Raw genomic sequence first — 24,427 nt, 5'->3', positions numbered from 1 at the left:
AATGATCAACGTGTCCGAGCAGCACACTCCCCGTTCCCTCATCGTCACGCTCTACGGCGCGTACGGCCGCTTCGTGCCCGGCCCGGTGCCCGTCGCCGAGCTGATCCGGCTCCTGGCCGCCGTCGGCGTGGACGCGCCGTCCGTGCGCTCGTCGGTGTCCCGTCTCAAGCGCCGCGGACTGATGCTCCCGGCCCGTACCACGCAGGGCACCGCCGGCTACGAACTCTCCGCCGAGGCAAGGCAGTTGCTGGAGGACGGCGACCGCCGCATCTACGCCGCCGCTGCCCCGGCCGACGAGGGCTGGGTGCTCGCCGTGTTCTCGGTGCCCGAGTCGCAGCGGCAGAAGCGGCACGTGCTGCGCTCGCGGCTGGCGGCGCTGGGCTTCGGCACCGCGACGCCGGGGGTGTGGATCGCCCCGGCCCGGCTGTACGAGGAGACCCGGCACACGCTTCAGCGGCTCGGTCTCGCCCCGTACGTGGACCTCTTCCGCGGCGAGCACCTCGGCTTCACGCCCACCGCGGAGGCGGTCGCCCGCTGGTGGGACCTGGCCGCCATCGCCAAGGCGCACGAGGCGTTCCTCCAGGTGCGGGCGCCGGTGCTGGAGCGCTGGCAGCGGCGTACGGACACGCCGCCCGAGGAGGCGTACCGCGACTACCTCCTCGCCCTGGACTCCTGGCGCCATCTCCCCTACGTGGATCCCGGTCTTCCGGCGAGCCTGCTGCCCGCCGACTGGCCCGGCGCCCGCTCGGCGGCCGTGTTCCAGGCGCTGCACGAGCGCCTGCGCGACGCGGGGGCCGGCTTCGCGGGGGTGTGACCCCGCAAAGCCGGGTCGACCTCAAGCCCCCAGTGACAAACGGGGCTTGGGGGCGTCCGTACGACCGGTCTGCGGGGGCCTGCTGCCCGCCCGGTAGGGGGCGGGCCAGGTGACGCCCGGACCGTCGTAGCCCTGCTCGGCGGCGGCGTGCAGCGTCCAGTGCGGGTCGTAGAGGTGCGGGCGGGCGAGGGCGCACAGGTCCGTACGCCCGGCCAGGATCAGGGAGTTGACGTCGTCCCAGGAGGAGATCGCGCCGACGGCGATCACCGGGATGCCGGTCTCGTGCCGGATGCGGTCGGCGAACGGCGTCTGGTACGACCGCCCGTACTCCGGCCGCTCGTCGGCCACCACCTGCCCGGTGGAGACGTCGACGGCGTCGGCGCCGTGCGCGGCGAAGGCGCGGGCGATCTCCACGGCCTCGTCGGCCGAGGTGCCGCCCTCGGCCCAGTCGGTCGCCGAGATGCGGACGGTCATGGGCCGCTCCTCGGGCCACACCGCCCGTACGGCGTCGAAGACTTCGAGCGGGAAGCGGAGCCGCTTCTGCAGTGAGCCGCCGTAGGCGTCGGTGCGCAGGTTGGTCAGCGGGGAGAGGAAGCCGGAGAGCAAGTAGCCGTGCGCGCAGTGGAGTTCGAGGAGGTCGAAGCCCGCGCGGGCGGCACGCCAGGCGGCGGCGGTGAACTGCTCGCGGAGGTCGGTGAGTCCGGCCCGGGACAGCTCGCGCGGCGTCTGACTGCCCGGCTTGTACGGCAGCGGGGAGGCGGCGACGAGCGGCCAGTTGCCGTCGGGCAGCGGTTCGTCGATGCCCTCCCACATCAGCTTGGTCGAGCCCTTGCGCCCGCTGTGGCCGAGTTGCACGCCGATCGCGGTGCCCGGTGCCTGCGCGTGCACGAAGTCGGTGATCCGCCGCCAGGCCTCGGACTGCCGTCCGGTGTAGAGCCCGGCGCAGCCGGGGGTGATCCGCCCCTGCTCGCTCACGCACACCATCTCGGTCATCACCAGCCCGGCGCCGCCGAGGGCGCGGGCGCCGAGGTGGACGAGGTGGAAGTCGCCGGGGACGCCGTCCGTCGCCGAGTACATGTCCATCGGTGAGACGACGACCCTGTTGCGCAGGCTGAGGCCGCGCAGCCGGAACGGCGTGAACATCGGCGGCGTCCCGGGCGGGCAGCCGAACTCGCGCTCCACGGCGCCGGTGAAGTGGGCGTCGCGCAGCCGGAGGTTGTCGTGGGTGACGCGGCGGCTGCGGGTGAGCAGGTTGAAGGCGAACTGCCGGGAGGGCTGGCCGAGGTAGCGCCCGAGGTTCTCGAACCACTCCAGGCTGGCGCGGGCCGCGCGCTGGGTGGAGGCGACGACGGGCCTGCGCTCGGCCTCGTACGCGGTCAACGCCTCGGCGAGCGTGGGCTGTTCCTCCAGGCAGGCGGCCAGGGCGAGGGCGTCCTCGACGGCGAGCTTGGTGCCGGAGCCGATGGAGAAGTGGGCGGTGTGGGCGGCGTCGCCGAGCAGGACGACGTTGCCGTGCGACCAGTGCTCGTTGACGACCGTACGGAAGGTCGTCCAGGCGGAGTTGTTGGAGCGCAGCGGGCGGCCGCGCAGCGCGTCCGCGAAGATTTTCGCGCAGCGCTCGATTGACTCGTGCTCGTCGAGCTCCGCGAACCCGGCTGCCTCCCACACCTCTTCGCGCATCTCGATGATGACCGTCGAGGCGTCGGCCGAGAACGGGTAGCCGTGCAGTTGCATCACGCCGTGCTCGGTCTCGGCGATCTCGAAGCGGAAGGCGTCGAAGGCGAAGTCGGCGGCGAGCCAGATGTAGCGGCAGCGGTGGGCGGTGACCTGGGGACGGAAGGCGTGGGCGTAGGTCTCGCGGGTGGTGCTGTGCACCCCGTCGGCGGCGACGACGAGGTCGTATTCGGCGGTGAGTGCTGCCGGGTCCGGGACCTCGGTACGGAAGAGCAGTTCAACGCCCAGGTCGCGACAGCGATTGTGCAGGATCTCCAGGAGGCGTTTTCTGCCGAGTGCGGCGAAGCCGTGGCCGCCGGAGGTGTGCCGTACGCCGCGGTGCACGATGTCGATGTCGTCCCAGCGGACGAAGTCGTTTTGCAGGGCTTCGTAGACCACGGGGTCGGCGTGCTCGATGCCGCCGAGGGTCTCGTCGGAGAGGACGACGCCGAAGCCGAAGGTGTCGTCTGGGGCGTTGCGCTCCCAGACGGTGACCTGCCGGTCGGGGGCCAGGCGCTTCAGCAGCGCCGCCGCGTACAGGCCGCCGGGGCCTCCCCCGATGACCGCGACTCGTAGGGGGTGGTTGTTGTCGTTCGGCGGCTGCGGGTGCGTTGTGGCCGGCCGCGCCCCGCGGCGGAGCCGCATATCGGCAGAGTCCCGCGCCCCTGAGGTGGGTGCACCTGAGGTTGCCATCGACCTACCGCCCCCTCCACTTCGGAGGGCGCTTTTCCGTGAACGACGCGTGGAACTCCGCGTAGTCCTCGCCGGTCATCAGCAACGCCTGGGTCGAGGCGTCCAGTTCGATGGACGCCGCCAGGGGCATATCCAGCTCGGCCGTGAGGAGGGCCTTGGTCTGGGCGAGGGCGAGGGCCGGGCCCTCCGCCAGGCGGCGGGCCAGGGTCTGGGCGGCCTCGTCGGCGCCGCCCTCCTCGGTCAGCTGGCTGATCAGGCCGATGCGCTCCGCCTCGGGCGCCCGCACCGGGTCGCCGAGCATGAGGAGGCGGGTGGCGTGGCCGAGGCCGACGACGCGGGGCAGCAGATAGGCCGCGCCCATGTCGCCGCCGGAGAGGCCGACGCGGGTGAAGAGGAAGGCGAACCGGGCCGTCGGATCGGCCACCCGGAAGTCCGCGGCCAGCGCCAGCACGGCGCCCGCGCCCGCCGCCACCCCGTGCAGGGCCGCGATCACCGGGAACGGGCACTCCCGTACGGCCCGGACGACCTGCCCGGTCATCCGGTTGAAGTCGAGGAGCTGGGCGGTGTCCATGGCGAGAGTGGCGCCGATGATCTCGTCGACGTCGCCGCCGGAGCAGAAGCCTCGGCCCTCGCCGGCCAGTACCAGGGAGCGTACGGACCGCTCCCGGGACAGCTCGACGAGCAGGTCGCGCAGGTCGGCGTAGGCGCCGAAGGTGAGGGCGTTGAGCTTGTCGGGGCGGGCGAGCGTGACGGTGGCGACGCCGTCGCTGACCTTGACCCGCAGATGCTCCCAGTCGGAGGTGCGGGCGGCGGAGCCGGTGAAGGGACTCATGAGGTGCGGCCTCCTCGGGCGGGCGGTGCCTCACGTAGCTCTACCCGACGAAGCTATCACTCATTTGTGACCGTCGTCACGAGGGCGCGACAGATGGGAGCGGTACTGTGCGAGGCCCGTTCCATCCCTCGGCGACCGGGCGCCGTACCATTCATAAGGTTGAAAGCAGGACAGCCTGCTCCATGATCGGACCCGTCGTGCACGAACGCCCCTCAGCCTCCGCCTCCTGGCGTATCGCGCTGCCGCACTCGACCGCGGCCGTGCCCGTGGCGCGTGCCCTGGTGCGGGCGGCCCTGGCGGAGCTGGAGCAGGCGGCCGACAGCGCCACCGCGGAGCTGCTCACGGCGGAACTGGTGGCCAACGCGGTGGAGCACACCGCCGGCGACGGCCCGATCGAGCTGGTGGTGGAGGTGCGGCCGACCGGCTGCCAGGTCGAGGTGCACGACCCCGACCCCGCTCCGCCGGCCCATCTGACCCGTCCGACGCTCGAGGCGCCGGACCCGTGGCAAGAGCATGGGCGCGGACTCCTGCTCATCCGCGCCCTCAGCTCGTCCTGCGGCCACCGGCCCACCGAGGCGGGCAAGGCGGTCTGGTTCAGACTGCCTGTCGTACCCCGTCAGCGGCGTCGGCCGTGACCTCGTCCTGCTGCTGCTTCTCCTCGCGCGCGGCGAGCGCGAGCGTGGAGTGCCGGCGCCCGTAGGCGAGGTACACGAGGAGTCCGGCGGCGAGGAACACCGCGAACTGGACCCAGGCCTGCCAGCCCGTCTCGTACATCAGGTACAGGCAGAACACGACGCCGAGCAGCGGGAACACCGGGTAGAGCGGCACCCGGAAGCTGCGGGAGAGGCCGGGCTCGCGGCGGCGCAGGGCGATCACGACGATGTTGACGACGGCCATGATGGCGAGCGTGCCGATGGTGCTCAGGTCGACGATCGAGTCCAGCGAGGAGAAGGCGGCCGGGATCGCGAAGACGATCGCGACGATCAGCGTGCCCGCGACCGGCGTGGAGGTGCGGGGCGAGACCTTCTCGAAGACGCGCGGGATGAGGCCGTCCCGGGACATCGACATCAGGATGCGGGTCTGGCCGTACATCACGGCCAGGACGACCGAGGCGATGGCGACGACCGCGCCGAAGGCGATGACACCGCCGCCGATGGCCGAGCCGGTGACCTCGTTGACGACGTAGGACAGGGCGGCGGGGCGGCCGCCGACCTGCTTGCCGCCGATGGCGCCGATCGCGGCGAGGGCGACCGCGCAGTACAGCAGCGTGACGATGCCCATGCAGACGAGGATCGCGATCGGGATGTGGCGGCGGGGGTTCTTCGCCTCCTCACCGGCGGTGGTGATCGCGTCGAAACCGATGTACGAGAAGAACGCGGCCGTGGTGCCCGCGCCGATGCCGCCGAGGCCGGCCGGGGAGAACGGGGTGAGGTTGCCGTCCTTGAACGCGGCGAAGCCGATGGCGCAGAAGGCGACCAGGATGACGATCTTGACGACGGCCATCGCGGCGGTGGCCGTCGCGCTCTCGCGCACCCCGCGCACCAGCAGTACGGCGGCCATGGCGATGACGATCACGGCGGGCAGGTTGATGATCCCGCCGTCGCCCGGTCCGGCCGAGAGCGCGGCGGGCAGCTGCCAGCCGACGAGGCTGTGCAGCAGCTCGTTGACGTACTGGCTCCAGCCGACGGCGACGGCCGAGATCGAGACGCCGTACTCCAGCAGCAGGCACCAGCCGACCAGGAAGGCACTGGTCTCGCCGAGGCCGGCGTAGGCGAAGGAGTACGAGGAGCCGGAGACCGGGATCGCGCCGCCCAGCTCCGCGAAGGAGAAGGCGGTGAAGACGCAGGTGATCGCCGCCAGGATGAAGGAGACGACGACGGCCGGGCCGGCCTGGGCGACCGAGTCGGAGAGGCCGACGAAGATGCCGGTACCGACGATCGCGCCGACGCCGAAGCAGACGAGCTGGAAGAGCCCCATCGTGCGCTTGAGGCCATGGCCCTCGCGGTCGGCGCCGGACTCGGCCACGAGGAGGTGGGGAGACTTGATGCGGGGAGCGGGCATGCGGGTGGTGCTCGTTTCTGGTGGTGCGGAGGCGACCTGTAGGAACGCGGCAACGGCCGTGGCGGGGGTGGTGCCAGGCCGGGCGTCAGGATAGGTGCAGGTGAGGCGGGTCACGCAAGGATCTGCGTCACAGCGGCCGGATCTCGGGGGCCATGTCACAGGGCGGTGTCACATGGTGCGCCTCACCGGCCCGCGAGGGTGGCCACGAGGACCGCCTTGATCGTGTGCATCCGGTTCTCCGCCTCGTCGAAGACGACCGAGTGCTCGGACTCGAAGACCTCGTCGGTGACCTCCAGCTCGGTCTTCCCGTGCCGCTCGAAGATCTCGCGGCTGACGTCGGTGCCGAGGTCGTGGAAGGCCGGCAGGCAGTGCAGGAACTTCACGTCGTCATTGCCGGTGGCGCGCAGCACGTCCATGGTGACGGCGTACGGCCCGAGCAGCGCGATGCGCTCGTCCCAGACCTCCTTGGGCTCGCCCATCGACACCCAGACGTCGGTGGCGACGAAGTCGGCCCCGCGCACACCTTCCTTCACGTCCTCGGTGAGCGTGATCCGCGCGCCCGACTGGCCGGCGAGCTGCTGGGCCACCTCGACGATCGTGTCGTCGGGCCACAGCAGCCGGGGCGCGACGATCCGGACATCCATGCCGAGCAGGGCGCCGGTGACGAGGTAGGAGTTGCCCATGTTGTAGCGGGCGTCGCCGAGGTAGGCGTAGGCGATCTCGGTCAGCGGCTTATCGCTGTGCTCGGTCATGGTGAGCACGTCGGCGAGCATCTGGGTCGGGTGCCACTCGTCGGTGAGCCCGTTGTAGACGGGCACCCCGGCGTAGGCGGCCAGCTCCTCCACGACGCCCTGGCCGTGGCCGCGGTACTCGATGGCGTCGTACATCCGGCCGAGCACCCGGGCGGTGTCCTTCACGGACTCCTTGTGCCCGATCTGCGAGCCGGCCGGGTCCAGGTACGTCGTGTGCGCGCCCTGGTCGGCGGCGGCGACCTCGAAGGCGCAGCGCGTACGGGTCGAGGTCTTCTCGAAGACGAGCGCGACGTTCTTGCCGGTGAGGTGGGGCGTCTCGGTCCCGGCCTTCTTGGCAGCCTTGAGCTCGGCGGCCAGCGCGAGCAGACCGCGGAACTCCTCGCCGGTGAAGTCCAGCTCCTTGAGGAAGTGGCGGCCTGCGAGGGCGGTCGGGACTGTCGCCATGGGGCGCTCCAGAGGTACGAGAACACTTATCACTGGAAGTCTATACGGCGTCCTACATTTCTATACGAGCCCAGGGCTGCCGTATGAGATGTCTCATACCTGTATACGGCTTCTACACGGCTTCGCGCTCCACCGGGCAGCTCATGCAGCGCGGGCCGCCCCTGCCCCGCCCCAGCTCGCTGCCCGGGATCTCGATCACCTCGATGCCCTGCTTGCGCAGGTGTGTGTTGGTGGTGGAGTTCCGCTCGTAGGCGACGACGACGCCGGGCTCGACGGCGAGGACGTTGCAGCCGTCGTCCCACTGCTCGCGCTCGGCGGCGTGCACGTCCTGGGTGGCGGTCAGCACGCGGATCTCACTGAGGCCCAGGGCGGCGGCGATGGCGCGGTGCATGTGCTCCGGCGGATGGTCGGTGACCTTCAGTTCCTTGTCCCCGGCGCCGGGCTCGATGGTGTACGAGCGGAGCATGCCGAGGCCCGCGTACTGGGTGAAGGTGTCGCCGTCGACCATCGTCATCACCGTGTCGAGGTGCATGAAGGCGCGTCGCTTGGGCATGTCCAGGGCCACGATCGTGCGTGCGGAGCCCGCCGCGAACAGCTTGTGCGCGAGCATCTCCACGGCCTGCGGGGTGGTGCGCTCGCTCATCCCGATGAGCACCGCCCCGTTGCCGATCACCAGGACGTCGCCGCCCTCGATGGTGGAGGGGTAGTCGGACTGCCCCTCCGACCAGAGACGGAAGGATCCGTCGCGGTAGTCGTCGCGGAAGAGGGGGTGGTGCCGGTAGATCGCCTCGAAGTGCACGGTCTCGCGCTGCCGGGCCGGCCAGCGCATGGCGTTGATCGAGACACCGTCGTAGATCCAGGCCGAGGTGTCCCGGGTGAAGAGGTGGTTGGGCAGCGGTCCGAGCAGGAAGTCGTCCAGTTCCATGACATGGAAGCGGACGGAGGTCGGCTCCGCGTGCCCCTCCAGGAACTCCCGCTTGGTCATGCCGCCGACCAGGGCCTCGGCCAGGTCACCCGAGGGCATGTTCTCGAAGGAGGCCCGCAGGTGGTCGGTGGCGAGGGGACCGTATTCCTTCTCGTCGAAGACCCGGTCCAGGACCAGGTTCCTGGCCGCCGGGACCTCAAGGGTCTCGGTGAGCAGGTCGCCGAAGAGGTGGACGTCGACTCCGCGGTCCCGCAGCACGTCGGCGAAGCCGTCGTGCTCGGCGCGGGCCCGGCGCACCCACAGCACGTCGTCGAACAGCAGGGCGTTCTTGTTGCTGGGGGTGAGCCGCTTGAGCTCGAGATCCGGCCGGTGCAGGATGACGCGGCGCAGCCGCCCGGCCTCGGAGTCGACGTGGAATCCCATGCCTCCATCCTGACCAACTCCGGCCGGGTTCACCCTCCTGTTCGACTGTTTCCGTGCCTCCGGTTTTCCTTTGAGTTCTTCCTTTGCGTTTTCCCTTTGACCGAGTGACCGAGTGACCGAGCGGGAGCGCCCGTCAGCTCACAGCCGCGGGTCCACCGGCTCCGACTCCAGCGCCAGCACCGCGAACACCGCCTCGTGCACCCGCCACAGCGGCTCGCCGCCGGCCAGCCGGTCCAGGGCCTCAAGACCCAGGGCGTACCCCCGGATCGCCAGCGAGCGCTTGTGTCCGAGGGACCGCTTACGGAGCCGGGCGAGGTTGTCCGGGCGGGTGTACTCGGGGCCGTAGATGATCCGCAGGTACTCCCGCCCCCGGCACTTGATGCCGGGCTGGACCAGCCGTCCTCCGGCGTCGCGGACGACCGCGCCGACCGGCTTGACGACCATGCCCTCGCCGCCGCGCCCGGTCATCTCCAGCCACCAGTCGACGCCGGCGCGCACGGACTCCGGGTCACTGGTGTCGACGTAGAGCCGTCGTGTGGTGCGGAGCAGTCCGGTGCCGTCGTGCTCGACGAGCCGGTCGAGCAGGGCGAGCTGCTCGTCGTGCGGCAGGCCGGCGAGGCTGCGGCCCTGGACGGCCAGGATCTGGAACGGGGCCAGCTGGACGCCGTGGAGGCCGTCCGTGCTCCAGCATTGACTTGCTCCTCGGGCTGAAGCCCGAGGATTCTGGCCTTCTCGATCGTTGCTGTGCCGCTACGCGGCACGGGGTTCGGTCGGGAATCCGTGGCTTCCTGTTTCTTCGCGCTGTGCCGGGATCGCTCCTGGTCTTACCGGCGCTCCGCAGGCCGATACCGCCAGTCCGGCGGCCGTCTTTACGTTGATCGCGGCATTGGTGTCCCGGTCGTGGACGGTGCCGCAGGCGGTACAGGTCCATTCCCGGACGTTCAGGGGTTTGGGTCCGTCTTTGGCGCCGCAGGTGGAGCAGGTCTGGGAGGTCGGTTCGAACCGGCCGATCTTGACCAGGGCGCGGCCGTACCGTTCTGCTTTGTACTCCAGCATGCTGATGAACGATGACCATCCGGCGTCGTGCACGGACTTGGCCAGCTTCGTTCGGGCCAGTCCCGCCACCGACAGGTCCTCCACGGCGATCCCTTGGTTCTCGGAGATCAGCTTTGTGGAGAGCTGGTGGTGGAACTCGCGGCGCGCGTCGGTGACTTTGGCGTGGGCGCGGGCGACCTTGAGGCGGGCCTTGGCGCGGTTCTTGGATCCCTTCTGCTTGCGGGACAGCTCCTGGTGGGCCTTCTTCAGCTTCTTCTCCGCGCGCCGCAGGAAGCGCGGGGAGTCGATCTTCGTGCCGTCGGACAGAACCGCGATGGGGGTCCCCCCTGCTCGAACGAAGTTGAGAGCTTGGGGGAGGGTCAGGCCGAGATCGATGCCGAGGGTGCGGTCGGTGTCGGGCATCCGTGACCGGTCGGCGGCGGGATCGGTGTCGATGACGAAGGAGGCGAAGTACCGTCCGGCCGCGTCCTTGATGACGGTGACGGAGGTGGGGGTGGCGGGCAGTGTGCGGGACCACTTCACCTTCACCGCGCCGATCTTCGGCAGGTTCAGCCGGCCGCTGCCGGTGATGTTCCAGCGGGCGAATGGGGTCTCCCCTGCTCGAACGAAGTTGAGAGCTTGGGGAAGGTGAACCGGATCGACTGCCGGGCATCCTTACGGGACTTGAACCGTGGTGCTCCCGCCTTCGGTCCCTTGCGGGTGCCCTTGAGGGAGGCAAAGAAGTTGCGGTACGCGGTTTCGGCGTCCCGCAGGGACTGCTGGAGGATGACAGCGGACACCTCGCCCAGCCAGGACCGTTCCGCTGTCCGCTTGGCCTCGGTGATCAGCTTCCGGGACAGCTGACCGGCCGTCGGGAACGGCTGTCCGGCCTGGCGGGCGTCTTCACGTGCGCGGACCGCGTCGTTGAACACGACACGGGCGCACCCGAACGCCTTCGCCAACGCGGCCTGCTGGCCGGTGTCCGGGTACAGGCGGAACCGGTACCTGAGCTGCATGACTGTCACCCTACGTACGTGGGTCATGGGTGAGATACAGGAGATCAGAACTGGCCGTCACTGTGCTTGGTGATGCATGTGCACTGGGTCTTCGTTACCAAGTTCCGGCACAAGGTGTTCACCGATGCCCGCTTGAGGCGGATGGAGCAGATCACGCGGTCGGTGTGTACGGACTTCGCGTGCGACCTGGTGTAGTTCAACGGTGAGGACAACCACGTCCACCTGCTGGTGAACTTCCCGCCCGAGGTCACCGTGACCAAGCTGGTCAACTCCCTCAAGGGCGTTTCCTCCCGCCGACTGCGCCAGGAGTTCACCGACCTGGCGCGCTGGCTCCGCCGAGACCAGCTTTCCCGACGCTCCGCGCCGCAGGCAAAGAACTGCAGTGTCCGGCTCCGCCGGGTCCGCGACGCTCCGCGTCGCCACCATCAGATTCGCTTCACCACCGGCCTGAAGGCCGATGCACTGCGAAATGAATTCCGGTAGCGGCTGGTGATGAGCTTCTGCTCGGGGTGCCCGGCCAGCCAGCCCTCCCCCGCCCGCAGCAGCTTGTCGACCTCGTCGGGCGCGACCCAGTAGTGCTTGGCGTCGTCCAGGACCGGCAGCAGGACGTACAGGTGGCGCAGCGCCTCCGCGAGCGTCAGCGCCTCCGACTCCAGCGCGAGGCGCACGTACCGCGAGTCGCCCCACTCGGGGAACTCGGCGTCCAGCGCCACGGGTTCGGCGGACACCGTCCAGCCGAGCGGCTCGAAGAGACGCCGTACGAGGTCCGGGCCGCCGCGCGTCGGCAGCGCGGGGACCTCGATGCGCAGCGGCAGCGGTGCGGCGGCCCGCTCGGGGCGGGCGGTGCAGACGCCGCGCATGGCGCTGGAGAACACACCGCTCAGGGTGACGGCCAGCAGCGAAGAGGCGGCGTACGGGCGGTCGTTGACGTACTGGGCGAGCGCCGCGTCGGGCGCTCCGCCGCGGCCGTTGCCCTTGCCCCGGCGGACCAGCGCCACCGGATCGACCTCCAGCAGCAGCGCGGCCGTGCAGCGCGCGTCGTCCGCCTCGGGGTAGAAGACATGCGCCGTGCCGTACGAGGTCGAGAACGTCTGCGCCTTGTCGGGATGCTTGTGCAGCAGGAACCCGAGGTCGGTGGCCGGGGAGGCGGTGGTGCCGCGCGTGGAGATGGTCAGGAACACGTGTCCGAGTCTGAGGGTTCGATCACCCTGATGACCACTGTTTTACCTGTCCTCACCGGCGCCCAGGTCCACCTCGGCGTCGCTGCCGTCAGCGGTCCGCGACCCCCGCGACCGGCTCGCCGCGGGAACCGCGTACGGCGCGTACGGCGCGTACGGCGCCAGCACCCCGCGCACCTCCGGCACACCGGTTCTTACGCGAGCTGCGACTGCACCTTCGTGGAGATCAGCTCCAGGTGGTCCAGGTCGTCGAGGTCGAGGATCTGGAGGTAGACGCGCTCGGAACCGGCCTCGGCGTACTTGCCGATCTTCTCGACGACCTCGGCCGGGGAGCCGGCCAGGCCGTTGGCCTTCAGCTCGTCGACCTCGCGGCCGATGGCGGCGGCACGGCGGGCGACCTCCTGGTCGTCCCTGCCGACGCAGACGACGAGGGCGTTGGAGTACGTCAGGTCGCCGCCCGGGCGGCCGATGGCCTCGGCGGCGTCGCGTACCCGGCCGAACTGCCGTGCGGTGTCCTCGATCGAGGCGAACGGGATGTTGAACTCGTCGGCGTACCGCGCCGCCAGCCGCGGGGTGCGGGTCGCGCCGTGGCCGCCGATCAGCACCGGAATCCTGGACTGGGCGGGCTTGGGCAGCGCGGGCGAGCCGGTGAGGTCGTAATAGGTGCCGTGGAAGTCGAAGGTGTCGCCGACCTTGGTCTCCCACAGGCCGGTGACGACGGCCAGTTGCTCCTCCAGGCGGCCGAACTTCTCCTTCGGGAAGGGGATGCCGTACGCCTTGTGCTCCTCCTCGAACCAGCCCGCTCCCAGACCCAGTTCGACGCGGCCGCCGGACATCTGGTCGACCTGGGCGACCTGGATGGCGAGCACGCCGGGCAGTCGGAAGGTGCCGGCGGTCATGAGGGTTCCGAGCCGGATGCGCTTGGTCTCGCGGGCGAGTCCGGCGAGGGTGATCCAGGCGTCGGTGGGGCCGGGCAGACCGTCCGAGTTGCCCATGCTCAGGTAGTGGTCAGAGCGAAAGAACGCGTCGAAGCCGAGGTCCTCGGTTGCCTTCGCGACGGTGAGCAGGGTGTCATAGGTCGCCCCTTGCTGGGGCTCGGTGAAGATACGCAGGTCCATGCATCCATCCTGCATGCCGAAGGCCCCATCACCCGCATCGGCACCGCGCGACGCCGCCGGTCCGCGGCGGTCGCCGCCGCGCCCGGATCGCGGGAACCGCCGGACCGATGCCGGTCCGGCGGTCGCCGCGATCCATCTCAACTCCCCGCCCCCGACGCCCCGATGACGGTCTGCGTACGTCTGCGTCTCCCGCGCATCGGGGGTCGAGGTTGTAGCTCACACGTTGGGCGAGGTTCATTTCGAGCGGGGGCTTCACCGAGTTCGCACGATGATGCAGCCTCGAACGCGGTCTGTTCTGCTCGCTCGACGAGCTGCAGCCGCGCTCGAGGACTGCGTCACATGGTCCGGGCGGGAAGACTAGCCACCGGCTCCCGCACCAGCCCCGGCACCAGCACCAGCCCCGGCTCCACCGCCGGCACCAGCACCCGCTCCGGCACCCGCACCAGCTCCGGCACCTGCCCCGGTGCCGCCACCGGCACCAGCGCCCGCACCGGCACCAGCCCCGGCACCAGCTCCGGCCCCAGCGCCGCCACCGGCACCAGCTCCGGCCCCAGCGCCGCCACCAGCTCCGGCACCTGCCCCGGCGCCGCCACCGGCCCCCGCACCAGCCCCGGCTCCTGCCCCAGCGCCCGCACCGGCACCGGCTCCACCGCCGGCACCCGCACCAGCGCCTGCTCCGGCTCCAGCACCAGCGCCTCCACCGGCACCGCCACCAGCACCAGCACCAGCACCGGCCCCAGCGCCTGCTCCGGCTCCAGCACCAGCGCCTCCACCGGCACCGCCACCAGCACCAGCACCAGCACCGGCCCCAGCGCCTGCTCCAGCACCAGCGCCTCCACCGGCACCGCCACCAGCACCAGCACCGGCCCCGGCACCCGCACCAGCGCCCGCTCCGGCACCGCCGCCGGCCCCGGCACCTGCCCCGGCACCCGCGCCTGCCCCGGCACCGGCTCCACCGCCGCCACCAGCACCCGCACCAGCACCCGCACCAGCCCCAGCACCAGCGCCTCCACCGGCACCGCCACCAGCACCCGCACCGGCCCCGGCACCCGCACCAGCCCCGGCACCGGCACCGCCGCCGGCCCCGGCACCAGCACCAGCACCCGCACCAGCCCCCGCACCAGCGCCTCCACCGGCACCGCCACCAGCACCCGCACCGGCCCCGGCACCCGCACCAGCCCCGGCACCGGCTCCACCGCCGCCACCAGCACCCGCACCAGCACCCGCACCAGCCCCCGCACCAGCGCCTCCACCGGCACCGCCACCAGCACCCGCACCGGCCCCGGCACCCGCGCCTGCCCCGGCCCCGGCTCCACCGCCGGCACCAGCGCCCGCTCCGGCGCCCGCACCAGCCCCCGCACCTCTAGCTCCGGCGCCCGCACCAGCTCCCGCGCCGGCTCCTGCGCCTTGGCCCCGTACCTTCTTCCGTTGCTGTCCCTGCTTGAATCGTTGGCCTTGTCCCTGGCCCTGGCCGCGAGCCTGGTTCAGCTGTGGGTTCGGCGGCGGGTTCGGGGCCGCGACCGCGCTTCCGGGCAGCATGACGCCACCCCCAGCAAGCGCGGCAGCCGAGGCCAGCAGAGCCAGCCGCCTTTTGAAGGACGTGTGTTTCGAAGTCATAGAAATCCCTCGGACGGTAGGGCGTACCGCGATCATCATGATCTGCGGCATGGGTCATCCCCGAGATTTTTGGGCGGGGTGAGTCCACTGAACATCCGGTGGATGTAATCCATCATGACCCTGCTGCTCAGGACTGCCAATCGGAACGCCTGTTCCTTTTTCAAACACACGTTCCTGTATTTTATGGCCGCACCATCGCCATGAATTCGCCGCCCATGCAACGAGGGCCGAAATTCCGACCCGCGTCAGCCACCGGCGACATTCGACCATCGAGTGCCCCGCGCCAGGCCATACGAACCGTCCACGGCCGCGCGCGAGTTGTCCGCTCAGGGCGCGCCGCCCTATCCCGCCTCCCGCTCCGGCAGGGCCTCCTCCCTGGCCGCCAGCTTGCGCAGCATTTCCAGGACCCGGTCTCTCGACTCGTCCGCCGCGTCGATGGCCTCCATGCACTGCCAGTACGTCGCCTCGTCGTCCGCGGCGCTGGTCATGCCGACGAGGGCGATGCCGACCTCGCCGAGGAGGCCGCCGAGGCACAGCAGGGTCTGCCGGATGTCGTCCAGCTCGGTCAGTTGCGCGGCCCGCAGCTCGGCGGGGTCGAGAACGGATATGTCCAGGGCGCCGCCGCCCCGGCCGGCCAACTCGGTCAACCCGAGTGCCTCGCCCCGTAATTCGGGCGGACCGAGGACCGCGAGGCGGCTGCCGATCGCCTGGGCCAGGGCCTGCGCCTGCCACACCTCCGTCAGGATCTCCGGCGCCCCGCCGCTTCCCGCCAGGGCACGCCTGTTCGCCACGATGAGCCGCACCGCGTCCATGCGCTGCCCCCGTCTGTCCGACGCACTTCTCGCACGTCCAGCCGAACTCCGTTGGTCACTACCCAGAGTGAGGGTTCGTGGGACGAAAAGCCAGAGGAAGCCGGAAATCTGTGGACAACAATTCGGACTCGGGCGGCCTTTTGGCTTCGGAGAGTGATAACGGAGCTTCGTATTCCGGGAGTCGGGGTCGGATCACGTCCCCGATCCCGGCGCCGGGAACCTTCGCTCGTTGCGGTCGATCTTGGCGTCCAGCGCGGCCAGCGGGTCGATGCCGAGCACCTCGCAGAACTGGAGCAGATAGGCGAGCACGTCGGCGACCTCGTCCCGGACACGGTGCGCGGTGTCGGGGTCGTCCATCACGCGGGCGGACTGCTCGGGCGTCAGCCACTGGAAGATCTCGACCAGTTCGGAGGCCTCCACACTCAGGGCGGCCGCCAGGTTCTTGGGGGTGTGGAAGGGCTGCCAGTCGCGCGCGGCGGCGAACTCGGCCAGTCGGCGCTGCAGTTCGACCACGTCAGGATGTTCCGTCACGGGTTCAGGTGTACCACCGTGACGCCCTCCGTCCCCGCGGCCCAGGACGCGTCGCTCACCGTCCCCACGAACCGGAGGTGGCCGAGCGCACAGATCCGTGCGGTGAGCCGCAGCAGTTCGTCGCGCTGCCGTGCGTCCAGCGCCCGGCCGAAGCCGTCGGCGAGGACGGTGAGCGCCCGCATCGCGTCGGGCACCTCGCGGGGCGTGTCGACGTCCAGGACGCCCGGCCCGGTGAGCACCACGAGGGCCAGCGCGAGGTACCTCAACTCCCCGTCGCCCAGCAGCCGCAGCTCGGTGCGGACGCCGTCGCCGCGGTCGAGGAGCGCCCGCACGGCGCCGTCGCCCAGCGGCTCGGCGAGCAGGTCGGCGACGGGGCCGGCGCATCCCGCGCGCACGGCCGTGACGAGCTGAGCGTGCCGGCGGCAGCACTCCGAGCGGGTGCGCCACAGCACGTCGGCGAGGTTGTCGCAGCCGGGCAGCAGCCGTCCGGAGCCCATCGGGACGACGTCGCGCATCCGGTCGGGGTGCGGATCGCAGGCGAACACGGAGCGCAGGGCGACCACCGTCTGCTCGGCGGCGGCGAGCACCTGGCGCTGTCCGTCGGTCTTGCCGGCGACCCGCAGCGGCAGCAGCGCCGTGCCGAGCCGGTCGTCTGGCAGCGGGGCGCGCGTCACGGGGGAGGAGCCCGCGGTGTGCCAGGCGGCCTGCACGGTGCGGCGGCTCGGGTCGCGCAGCGCGGTCTGGAGCAGGACGAGCCCGCCCGCCGTCAACCGCTCGCCGACGATCCGCAGTTCGGGCTCGGCCTGGACGGCGACGTCGAGGTGCACGGGTCCCTCGGGACCGTCCGTCGTACAGCCGATGCGGAAGCCGCGGCGGTGCTGGGCGTCGGGCCGGGCCCGTTCGGGGACGCAGGCGCCCGGGTCGCGGAACACCTCCGCGAGCGGGGCGCCGCCGCCGAGCCGGGCGAGGGCCTCGTACGCCCGCAGCGCGCTGGACTTGCCGCAGCCGCTCGGCCCGGCGAAGAGCGTGAGCGGCCCGAGCGGGAACCCGGCCCGCCGGTGCCCGGCGAACGCAGACAGCCGCAGCTCGGTGACGCACGGCCGGTCCGGCGCGTACGACCGCAAGGACGCTCCAGGGCCGGGCGGGGGAGGCGACGCCTCGGGTCCGGCGGAGCCGTCGGGCCGGGGACCGGGGACGGCGGCCCCGCCGGAGCGCGGGACGGGGACGGAGGACGCGGGAGGCACGGCCATATGCGGACATTAGGGCCCGGTCGGCACGGCGAACCGTTCCGCCTCCAGGACCTTCCTACGATCGGGGGACCGGCGGCGTCACGCGCCGGACATCCCGGCCCCCTCCATGAGCCCGCTGACCTCGGTGCCGGGCGGGGTGAGCAGGAACACGTTCCGGTCGACGCGGTGCATCCCGCTGTACAGACCGAAGACGACGCCGGTGCTGAAGTCGAGGACGCGCTTGGCGACATCGCCCTCCGCGCCGGACAGGTCGAGCAGGACCGGGACGCCGGCCATCAGCGTCTCGGCGACCTCACGGGCGTCGGCGAAGACGTTCACCCGCAGGACCACGAAGCGGCGCCGGGTCTCGGTGTCGGCGTCCGGGAGCGAGCGGTGGTCCACCGCGGACGGCCACGCGTCCCGTCCCCGCAACGGCACGACCTGGGCGAGCCCTTCCCACTGCTCATCGGTGGCGTCGTAACGGTTCACCGGCTCACCCCGACCTGACTCGCTCTCAATTCCTGCACCGGTCAATTCTTACGCCAAGTCACCCGTTCAGCCCAACAGCGACACGACGTACCACCGCCGCATCACGCGTCACATGTGCGAAATCAGCCACTTGTCACAGGCTTCACTTCACACCACGACAGGTCCCACACGGGTCACACCCCGCCTCCACCTCACCCGACACCCCGTCCCCCGCGTCCAAAACGGGCGGACGCACCCCGGGAGGTGCAGGTCACAGCCAGAAGGAGGGCAACGTCACAAGCTCCGGCCCTGCTGCCGCGCGAGCCTGCTGCCCTAGCATCCGAGCATGACGGTCCTGCCTGACGACGGGCTCTCACTGGCCGCCGAGTTCCCTGACGCGACACACGAGCAGTGGCAACGCCTGGTCGAGGGTGTGCTGCGCAAGTCCGGCAAGGAAGCCTCCGGCACGGCAGCTGAGGACGCCCTGTCCACGACGCTGGAGGACGGGCTGCGCACCCGCCCCCTCTACACCGCGCGCGACACCGCGCCCGACGCCGGTCTGCCCGGCTTCGCCCCGTTCGTCCGCGGCGGTCGCCCGGAGGGCAACACCGCGGGCGGCTGGGACGTACGGCAGCGGCACACCGCGCTCGACGACGGCGCGGTCCTCGCCGACCTGGAGAACGGCGTCACCTCGCTGTGGCTGGTCGTCGGCGAGGGCGGCATCCCGGTCTCCGGCCTCGGCCGCGCGCTCGACGGCGTCTATCTCGACCTGGCGCCGGTCGTGCTGGACGCGGGCACCGAGGTGGAGGCCGCCGCCGAGACTCTGCTGCGGCTGTACGAGGAGGGGGGCGTCGACCCCAAGGCTGTGCGCGGCAACCTGGGCGCCGACCCGCTCGGGTACGAGGCCCGCACCGGCACGCCGCAGGACTTCGCGCCGGTCGCCGCCCTCGCCTCGCGCTGCGCCGATCAGTACCCGGGGCTGCGCGCGCTGACGGTGGACGCGCTGGCGTACCACGAGGCGGGCGGCTCGCCCGCGCAGGAGCTCGGCGCCTCCCTCGCCACCGGCGTCGCCTACCTGCGCGAGCTGACCGGGGCCGGGCTCGGCATCGAACAGGCCCTCGCGCAGCTGGAGTTCCGCTACGCGGCCACCGCCGACCAGTTCCTGACCATCGCCAAGCTGCGTGCCGCCAGGCGCCTGTGGGCGCGGGTCGCCGAGGTGTGCGGGGCGCCGGGCGCGGGCGCCCAGGTGCAGCACGCGGTGACGTCACCGGTGATGATGACCCGCCGTGACCCGTGGGTGAACATGCTGCGCGCGACGGTGGCCACGCTGGCCGCCGGCGTCGGCGGCGCCGACTCCGTCACGGTGCTCCCGTTCGACCACGCGCTGGGCCTGCCGGACGCGTTCGCGCGCCGTATCGCCCGCAACACCTCGACGATCCTGGTCGAGGAGTCGCATCTGGCCCGGGTGACCGACCCGGCGGGCGGCTCCTGGTACGTCGAGCGGCTGACCGACGAACTCGCCCAGGCCGCCTGGGAGTTCTTCAGGACCATCGAGCGCGACGGCGGCCAGGCGGCAGTGCTGCGTTCCGGCCGCCTCCGCACGGACCTGGCGACGACCTGGGCGGAGCGCTCCAAGCGGATCGCGAAACGGCGTGAACCCATCACCGGCGTCAGCGAGTTCCCGCTGCTGTCCGAGAAGCCCGTGGAGCGCCGCCCAGCCCCCGGGCAGCCGTCCGGCGGCCTGCCGCGGGTGCGCCGCGACGAGGCGTTCGAGGCCCTGCGCGCCCGCTCCGACGCCCATCTGGCCGCGACCGGCGCGCGCCCCCGCGTCTTCCTCGCCACCATCGGCCCGGCCGCCGCGTACACCGCGCGCGCGACCTTCGCCGCCAACCTCTTCCAGGCGGGCGGGATCGAGCCGGTCACCGAGGGCGACTTCGAGGACAGCGGCGCGAGTGAGGCCGTGCTCTGCTCCAGCGACGCGCTGTACGAGGAGCAGGCCGGGCAGGTCGCCGAGGCCCTCAAGGCGTCGGGCGCCCGGCATGTGTTCCTCGCGGGCCGGCCCGCCGAGCACGCGGGCGTCGACAGTTACGTTTTCGCGGGCTGCGACGCCGTGGCCGCGCTGTCCGCGACTCTCGACCGCATGGGAGTGTCCTGATGCGAATCCCCGACTTCTCCGGCATCGACCTCGGGGCCCCCGTCGCCGACGGCACGCCCGAGGAATGGCGTACGGCCGTCAAGCGGGCGACGGGCAGCGAGGAGCCACTGTGGGTGACCCCGGAGGGCATCGGCGTCAAGTCGCTGTACACGCCGGGTGACGTGGAGGGCCTGGACTTCCTGGGGACGTACCCGGGCGTCGCGCCGTATCTGCGCGGCCCGTACCCGACGATGTACGTCAACCAGCCCTGGACGATCCGCCAGTACGCGGGCTTCTCCACGGCCGAGGAGTCCAACGCGTTCTACCGGCGCAACCTCGCGGCCGGCCAGAAGGGCCTGTCGGTCGCCTTCGACCTGCCCACGCACCGGGGTTACGACAGCGACCACCCGCGCGTGACGGGCGACGTCGGCATGGCGGGCGTGGCCATCGACTCGATTCTCGACATGCGGCAGTTGTTCGACGGCATCCCGCTGGACAAGATGTCCGTGTCGATGACGATGAACGGCGCCGTGCTGCCGGTGCTGGCGCTGTACATCGTGGCGGCGGAGGAACAGGGCGTACCGCCCGAGAAGTTGGCCGGGACCATCCAGAACGACATCCTCAAGGAGTTCATGGTCCGCAACACCTACATCTATCCGCCGAAGCCGTCGATGCGGATCATCTCCGACATCTTCGCGTACACCTCGCAGCGGATGCCCCGCTACAACTCCATCTCCATCTCGGGCTACCACATCCAAGAGGCGGGTGCGACGGCCGACCTGGAGCTGGCGTACACCCTCGCCGACGGGGTCGAGTACATCCGCGCCGGGCGGGAAGCGGGCCTGGACGTCGACGCGTTCGCGCCCCGGCTGTCCTTCTTCTGGGCGATCGGCATGAACTTCTTCATGGAGATCGCGAAGTTGCGCGCGGCCCGTCTGCTGTGGGCCAAGCTGGTCGGTCAGTTCGACCCGAATAACGCCAAGTCGCTCTCGCTGCGCACCCATTCGCAGACCTCGGGCTGGTCGCTGACCGCGCAGGACGTGTTCAACAACGTCACGCGTACATGCGTGGAGGCGATGGCGGCGACCCAGGGTCACACCCAGTCGCTGCACACCAACGCCCTCGACGAGGCACTGGCGTTGCCCACCGACTTCTCGGCGCGCATCGCCCGCAACACCCAGTTGCTCATCCAGCAGGAGTCCGGCACGACCCGGACCATCGACCCGTGGGGCGGCAGCGCGTACGTCGAGAAGCTGACGTACGACCTCGCCCGCAAGGCGTGGCAGCACATCCAGGAGGTCGAGCAGGCGGGCGGCATGGCGCAGGCCATCGACGCCGGCATTCCGAAGCTGCGCGTGGAGGAGGCCGCGGCCCGCACGCAGGCCCGGATCGACTCCGGGCGCCAGCCGGTGATCGGCGTCAACAAGTACCGGGTGGACTCCGACGAACAGATCGAGGTCCTCAAGGTCGACAACTCATCCGTACGCGCCCAGCAGATCGAGAAGCTGCGGCGGCTGCGCGAGGAGCGGGACGAGACCGCGTGCCGGGACGCGCTGGACGCGCTCACGCGGGCGGCCGACGGCGACGGCAACCTGCTGGAGCTGGCGGTGCACGCGGCCCGCGCCAAGGCCACCGTCGGCGAGATCTCCGACGCCCTGGAGAAGGTGTACGGCCGGCACGCGAGCCAGATCCGTACGATCTCCGGCGTGTACCGCAACGAAACAGGTGAGTCGCCGAACGTGGACCGCACCCGTGCCCTGGTGGACGCCTTCGAGGAGGCCGAGGGCCGCCGCCCGCGCATCCTGGTCGCCAAGATGGGGCAGGACGGCCACGACCGCGGTCAGAAGGTGATCGCCACCGCCTTCGCCGACCTCGGCTTCGACGTCGACGTCGGCCCGCTGTTCCAGACGCCGGAGGAGGTCGCCCGCCAGGCGGTCGAGGCGGACGTCCACGTGGTCGGCGTGTCCTCGCTGGCCGCCGGTCACCTCACCCTCGTACCGGCGCTGCGCGAGAAGCTCGCCGAGGAGGGCCGGGAGGACATCATGATCGTCGTCGGCGGGGTGATCCCGCCGCAGGACGTGCCGACCCTGCTGGAGATGGGCGCCGCGGCCGTGTTCCCGCCCGGGACGGTGATCCCGGACGCGGCGTACGACCTGGTGCGGCGGCTGTCGGCCGACCTCGGCCACGACCTGTAGACGGCGCGATGGCACCGATCGATCTCGACACCTATGTGAAGGGTGTGCTCGACGGGAAGCGGGCCCTGGTGGCCCGCGCCATCACGCTCGTCGAGTCCACCCGCCCGCAACACCGGGTGGTGGCACAGGAGTTGCTCACCGAGCTGCTGCCGCACAGCGGCCGGGCGCGGCGGATCGGCATCAGCGGGGTGCCGGGGGTCGGCAAGTCGACGTTCATCGACGCGTTCGGCACGCTGCTGACCTCGCTGGGGCACCGGGTGGCAGTCCTCGCCGTCGACCCGTCCTCGACGCGCACCGGCGGCTCGATCCTGGGCGACAAGACCCGGATGGAGCGCCTGGCGGTGGACCCGAACGCCTTCGTCCGCCCCTCCCCCAGCGCGGGCACGCTGGGCGGGGTCGCGAAGGCCACCCGTGAGTCGATGGTGGTCATGGAGGCGGCCGGTTACGACGTGATCCTGGTGGAGACCGTCGGCGTCGGCCAGTCGGAGACCACGGTCGCCGGAATGGTCGACACCTTCCTGCTCCTGACCCTGGCCCGCACGGGCGACCAGCTCCAGGGCATCAAGAAGGGCGTCCTGGAACTGGCCGACGTCATCGCCGTGAACAAGGCGGACGGCCCGCACGAGCGCGACGCGAAGGCCGCCGCTCGTGAACTGGCGGGCGCGCTGCGGCTGATGCACGGCAAGGACGCGTTCTGGACGCCGCCGGTGCTGAGTTGCAGCGCGCGCGAGTCGATGGGGCTCGACGTCGTCTGGGAACGGCTGGAGCAGCACCGTACGCTGCTGGACTCCACCGGGCGGCTGGCCGCCAAGCGGCGTGACCAGCAGGTGGAGTGGGTGTGGTCCATGGTCCGCGACGAACTCCTCGACCGCCTGCACGCCGACCCGGCCGTACGGGAGGCGGCTCCCGCCCTCGAACAGCGGGTCAGGGAAGGGTCGTTGACGGCGACGTTGGCGGCGGAGGGGATCCTGGGGGCGTTCGGGGGCCGGGCGGAGGCCCAGGGCTAGGAACGGGGCTGGGGCTGGGGCTGGGGCTGGGGCTGAGGCTGGGGCTGAGGCGTATCACCGGAAAGTGATCGCCCCGGGAGCCTCCGCACGGCACGATCGTCGGTGTACGGAGCCCGACCGCACGATCGACCGACCGGAAGGACGCCATGCCCGCCGCCTCGAGGGTGACATCGTCCTCGTGGAAGGCGTCCCCGAGGGCTACGACCCGACGGCCACCGCCGAGGCGATGCGGCGCGCGTTGCCTGCCGAGCCCGCCGAGTAGTCCACGGACGGAACCCTTACGGAGCGGTGACGTGCCGGTCAGTGCGCGCGCTGACCGGCCGTCCCGCGCCTAGCGTGGCCGTATGAGAGTGCTGGTCACCGGCGGTACCGGGTTCATCGGGTCCCATGTCGTCGACGCGTTGCGGGCGCGTGGGCACGAGCCGGTCGTGTACGACGTACGGGAGGACCCGGCCGCCGACGTACGCGACGCCGAAGCGGTGGGCCGTGCGCTGGCCGGTGTCGACGCGGTGTGCCACCAGGCGGCGATGGTGGGGCTCGGCAACGGGGTCGCCGACGCGGCGGAGTACGTCTCGCGCAACGACCTGGGCACGGCCGTCCTGCTGGCCGCGATGGCGGAGGCGGGCGTACGGCACCTCGTGCTGGCCGGGTCGATGGTGGTGTACGGCGAGGGACGCTACACCTGCCCGCGGCACGGCGTGGTGCGACCCGGCCCGCGTGCCGTGGCCGACCTGGACGCGGGCCGCTTCGAGCCGCGATGTCCGTCCTGCGACGCCGAGTTGGCCCCCGGCCTGGTCGGCGAGGACGCCCCGGCCGACCCCCGGAACGTGTACGCCGCGACCAAGCTGGCGCAGGAGCACCTGGCCGCCGCCTGGGCCCGCGCGACGGGCGGTTCAGCGGTGTCGCTGCGCTACCACAACGTGTACGGGCCGCGGATGCCCCGCGACACCCCGTACGCCGGTGTCGCCTCCTTCTTCCGCTCCGCGCTCGCCCGTGGCGAGGCCCCGCGCGTCTTCGAGGACGGCGGCCAGCGCCGCGACTTCGTGCACGTCCGGGACGTGGCCACCGCCAATGTGACCGCGCTGGAGGCGCGGACGCCGCAGGGGGCGCTGACGCCGTACAACACCGGCAGCGGCGAGCCGCACACCGTCGGCGAGCTGGCCCGCGCGCTGGCCGCCGCGTGCGGCGGTCCGGAACCGGTCGTCACGGGCGAGTACCGGCTGGGGGACGTCCGCCACATCACCGCGGACTCGTCCCGACTGCGGGCGGAGCTGGGCTGGACGCCGAGGGTGGCGTTCGCGGACGGGATGCGGGAGTTCGGGACGGAGGAGCCGGGCGGTGAGTGAACCGGGCCGCCCTCTCACCGCCGACCGGCCCCGGCCCGGCGGTGGCGCGCGGAGCCGAAAGCCGGAGGGCGAGCGCGCCTTCGG

General features: G+C 71.5%; 17 protein-coding genes and 5 pseudogenes. 8 read left to right on the top strand and 14 right to left on the bottom strand.

Annotation, left to right across the window (positions count from 1 at the left end):
• Position 1 precedes the first annotated feature (1 nt).
• Complete coding sequence (locus QFZ74_RS24335) at positions 2 to 814, top strand: PaaX family transcriptional regulator C-terminal domain-containing protein (protein WP_307622940.1); 813 nt, start codon at positions 2 to 4, stop codon at positions 812 to 814.
• A 21-nt stretch (positions 815 to 835) separates the two neighbouring features.
• On the opposite strand, the gene QFZ74_RS24330 is transcribed toward QFZ74_RS24335, so the two are convergent.
• Both QFZ74_RS24330 and QFZ74_RS24325 read right to left on the bottom strand, forming a co-directional pair.
• Positions 836 to 3,172 carry a bifunctional salicylyl-CoA 5-hydroxylase/oxidoreductase gene (locus QFZ74_RS24330; RefSeq protein ID WP_307622939.1) on the bottom strand — a complete coding sequence of 779 codons (2,337 nt, stop codon included), beginning with the start codon at positions 3,170 to 3,172 and terminating at the stop codon, positions 836 to 838.
• A gap of 52 nt (positions 3,173 to 3,224) precedes the next feature.
• A complete protein-coding gene (locus QFZ74_RS24325; RefSeq protein ID WP_307622938.1) occupies positions 3,225 to 4,052 on the bottom strand; it encodes an enoyl-CoA hydratase family protein in 828 nt (275 codons plus the stop codon).
• A 182-nt stretch (positions 4,053 to 4,234) separates the two neighbouring features.
• Between QFZ74_RS24325 and QFZ74_RS24320 the strand changes: the two genes are divergently transcribed.
• On the top strand, positions 4,235 to 4,687 hold the full coding sequence (locus QFZ74_RS24320; protein ID WP_307622937.1) for an ATP-binding protein: 453 nt from the start codon (positions 4,235 to 4,237) through the stop codon (positions 4,685 to 4,687).
• Here the strand turns inward: QFZ74_RS24320 and QFZ74_RS24315 are convergent.
• From QFZ74_RS24315 to QFZ74_RS24295, 5 genes and pseudogenes are all read right to left on the bottom strand, one after another.
• The gene (locus QFZ74_RS24315) at positions 4,647 to 6,113 is read right to left on the bottom strand and encodes an amino acid permease (protein WP_307622936.1); all 1,467 of its coding nucleotides are present in this window, start codon (positions 6,111 to 6,113) and stop codon (positions 4,647 to 4,649) included. The genes QFZ74_RS24320 and QFZ74_RS24315 overlap by 41 nt on opposite strands.
• A 182-nt stretch (positions 6,114 to 6,295) precedes the next feature.
• On the bottom strand, positions 6,296 to 7,309 hold the full coding sequence (gene argF, locus QFZ74_RS24310; protein ID WP_307622935.1) for an ornithine carbamoyltransferase: 1,014 nt from the start codon (positions 7,307 to 7,309) through the stop codon (positions 6,296 to 6,298).
• Positions 7,310 to 7,421: 112 nt separating this feature from the next.
• Positions 7,422 to 8,657: an arginine deiminase gene (locus QFZ74_RS24305; protein WP_307622934.1), complete on the bottom strand. Its 1,236-nt coding sequence runs from the start codon at positions 8,655 to 8,657 to the stop codon at positions 7,422 to 7,424.
• Positions 8,658 to 8,795: 138 nt separating this feature from the next.
• Positions 8,796 to 9,347: pseudogene (locus QFZ74_RS24300) on the bottom strand (polynucleotide kinase-phosphatase); the annotation flags it as partial.
• Positions 9,348 to 9,407: 60 nt separating this feature from the next.
• Positions 9,408 to 10,708 (bottom strand): annotated as a pseudogene (locus QFZ74_RS24295) (RNA-guided endonuclease InsQ/TnpB family protein).
• Between the two features lie 25 nt (positions 10,709 to 10,733).
• Between QFZ74_RS24295 and tnpA the strand changes: the two are divergent.
• Positions 10,734 to 11,026, top strand: a pseudogene (tnpA, locus tag QFZ74_RS30480) (IS200/IS605 family transposase); the annotation flags it as partial.
• 161 nt (positions 11,027 to 11,187) lie between these two features.
• Here the strand turns inward: tnpA and QFZ74_RS24285 are convergent.
• The 7 genes and pseudogenes from QFZ74_RS24285 to QFZ74_RS24255 form a co-directional block, all read right to left on the bottom strand.
• Positions 11,188 to 11,889: pseudogene (locus QFZ74_RS24285) on the bottom strand (3' terminal RNA ribose 2'-O-methyltransferase Hen1); the annotation flags it as partial.
• A gap of 191 nt (positions 11,890 to 12,080) precedes the next feature.
• Positions 12,081 to 13,004: an LLM class F420-dependent oxidoreductase gene (locus tag QFZ74_RS24280; protein WP_307622932.1), complete on the bottom strand. Its 924-nt coding sequence runs from the start codon at positions 13,002 to 13,004 to the stop codon at positions 12,081 to 12,083.
• Between the two features lie 335 nt (positions 13,005 to 13,339).
• A complete protein-coding gene (locus QFZ74_RS24275; protein WP_307622931.1) occupies positions 13,340 to 14,353 on the bottom strand; it encodes a hypothetical protein in 1,014 nt (337 codons plus the stop codon).
• Between the two features lie 609 nt (positions 14,354 to 14,962).
• Positions 14,963 to 15,433, bottom strand: coding sequence for a DUF6099 family protein (locus QFZ74_RS24270; RefSeq protein ID WP_307622930.1), 471 nt, complete (start codon positions 15,431 to 15,433; stop codon positions 14,963 to 14,965).
• A 192-nt stretch (positions 15,434 to 15,625) separates the two neighbouring features.
• Positions 15,626 to 15,964 carry a nucleotide pyrophosphohydrolase gene (locus QFZ74_RS24265; protein ID WP_307622929.1) on the bottom strand — a complete coding sequence of 113 codons (339 nt, stop codon included), beginning with the start codon at positions 15,962 to 15,964 and terminating at the stop codon, positions 15,626 to 15,628.
• Entirely contained in the window at positions 15,961 to 17,214 is a 1,254-nt protein-coding gene (locus tag QFZ74_RS24260; protein WP_307622928.1) for an ATP-binding protein, read from the bottom strand. Before QFZ74_RS24260 ends, QFZ74_RS24265 begins: the two co-directional genes overlap by 4 nt.
• A 78-nt stretch (positions 17,215 to 17,292) precedes the next feature.
• On the bottom strand, positions 17,293 to 17,682 hold the full coding sequence (locus QFZ74_RS24255; protein WP_307622927.1) for a cell division protein SepF: 390 nt from the start codon (positions 17,680 to 17,682) through the stop codon (positions 17,293 to 17,295).
• 325 nt (positions 17,683 to 18,007) lie between these two features.
• On the opposite strand from QFZ74_RS24255, the gene QFZ74_RS24250 reads away from it, so the two are divergent.
• The 5 genes and pseudogenes from QFZ74_RS24250 to QFZ74_RS24230 all read left to right on the top strand — a co-directional run bounded on the left by QFZ74_RS24250 (position 18,008) and on the right by QFZ74_RS24230 (position 24,343).
• Complete coding sequence (locus QFZ74_RS24250; protein ID WP_307622926.1) at positions 18,008 to 19,816, top strand: methylmalonyl-CoA mutase family protein; 1,809 nt, start codon at positions 18,008 to 18,010, stop codon at positions 19,814 to 19,816.
• Complete coding sequence (scpA, locus tag QFZ74_RS24245) at positions 19,816 to 21,990, top strand: methylmalonyl-CoA mutase (protein ID WP_307622925.1); 2,175 nt, start codon at positions 19,816 to 19,818, stop codon at positions 21,988 to 21,990. Before QFZ74_RS24250 ends, scpA begins: the two co-directional genes overlap by 1 nt.
• Before the next feature lie 8 nt (positions 21,991 to 21,998).
• Entirely contained in the window at positions 21,999 to 22,997 is a 999-nt protein-coding gene (meaB, locus tag QFZ74_RS24240; RefSeq protein WP_307622924.1) for a methylmalonyl Co-A mutase-associated GTPase MeaB, read from the top strand.
• 148 nt (positions 22,998 to 23,145) lie between these two features.
• Positions 23,146 to 23,259: pseudogene (locus tag QFZ74_RS24235) on the top strand (DUF1330 domain-containing protein); the annotation flags it as partial.
• 82 nt (positions 23,260 to 23,341) lie between these two features.
• On the top strand, positions 23,342 to 24,343 hold the full coding sequence (locus QFZ74_RS24230) for an NAD(P)-dependent oxidoreductase (protein WP_307622923.1): 1,002 nt from the start codon (positions 23,342 to 23,344) through the stop codon (positions 24,341 to 24,343).
• Positions 24,344 to 24,427 lie beyond the last annotated feature (84 nt).

Source organism: Streptomyces sp. V3I7 (assembly GCF_030817495.1).
In the GTDB taxonomy this organism is placed as follows: Bacteria; Actinomycetota; Actinomycetes; order Streptomycetales; family Streptomycetaceae; genus Streptomyces.
Note: the sequence above shows the minus strand (reverse complement) of the source record. Positions and strands in the feature narration are given on the sequence as shown.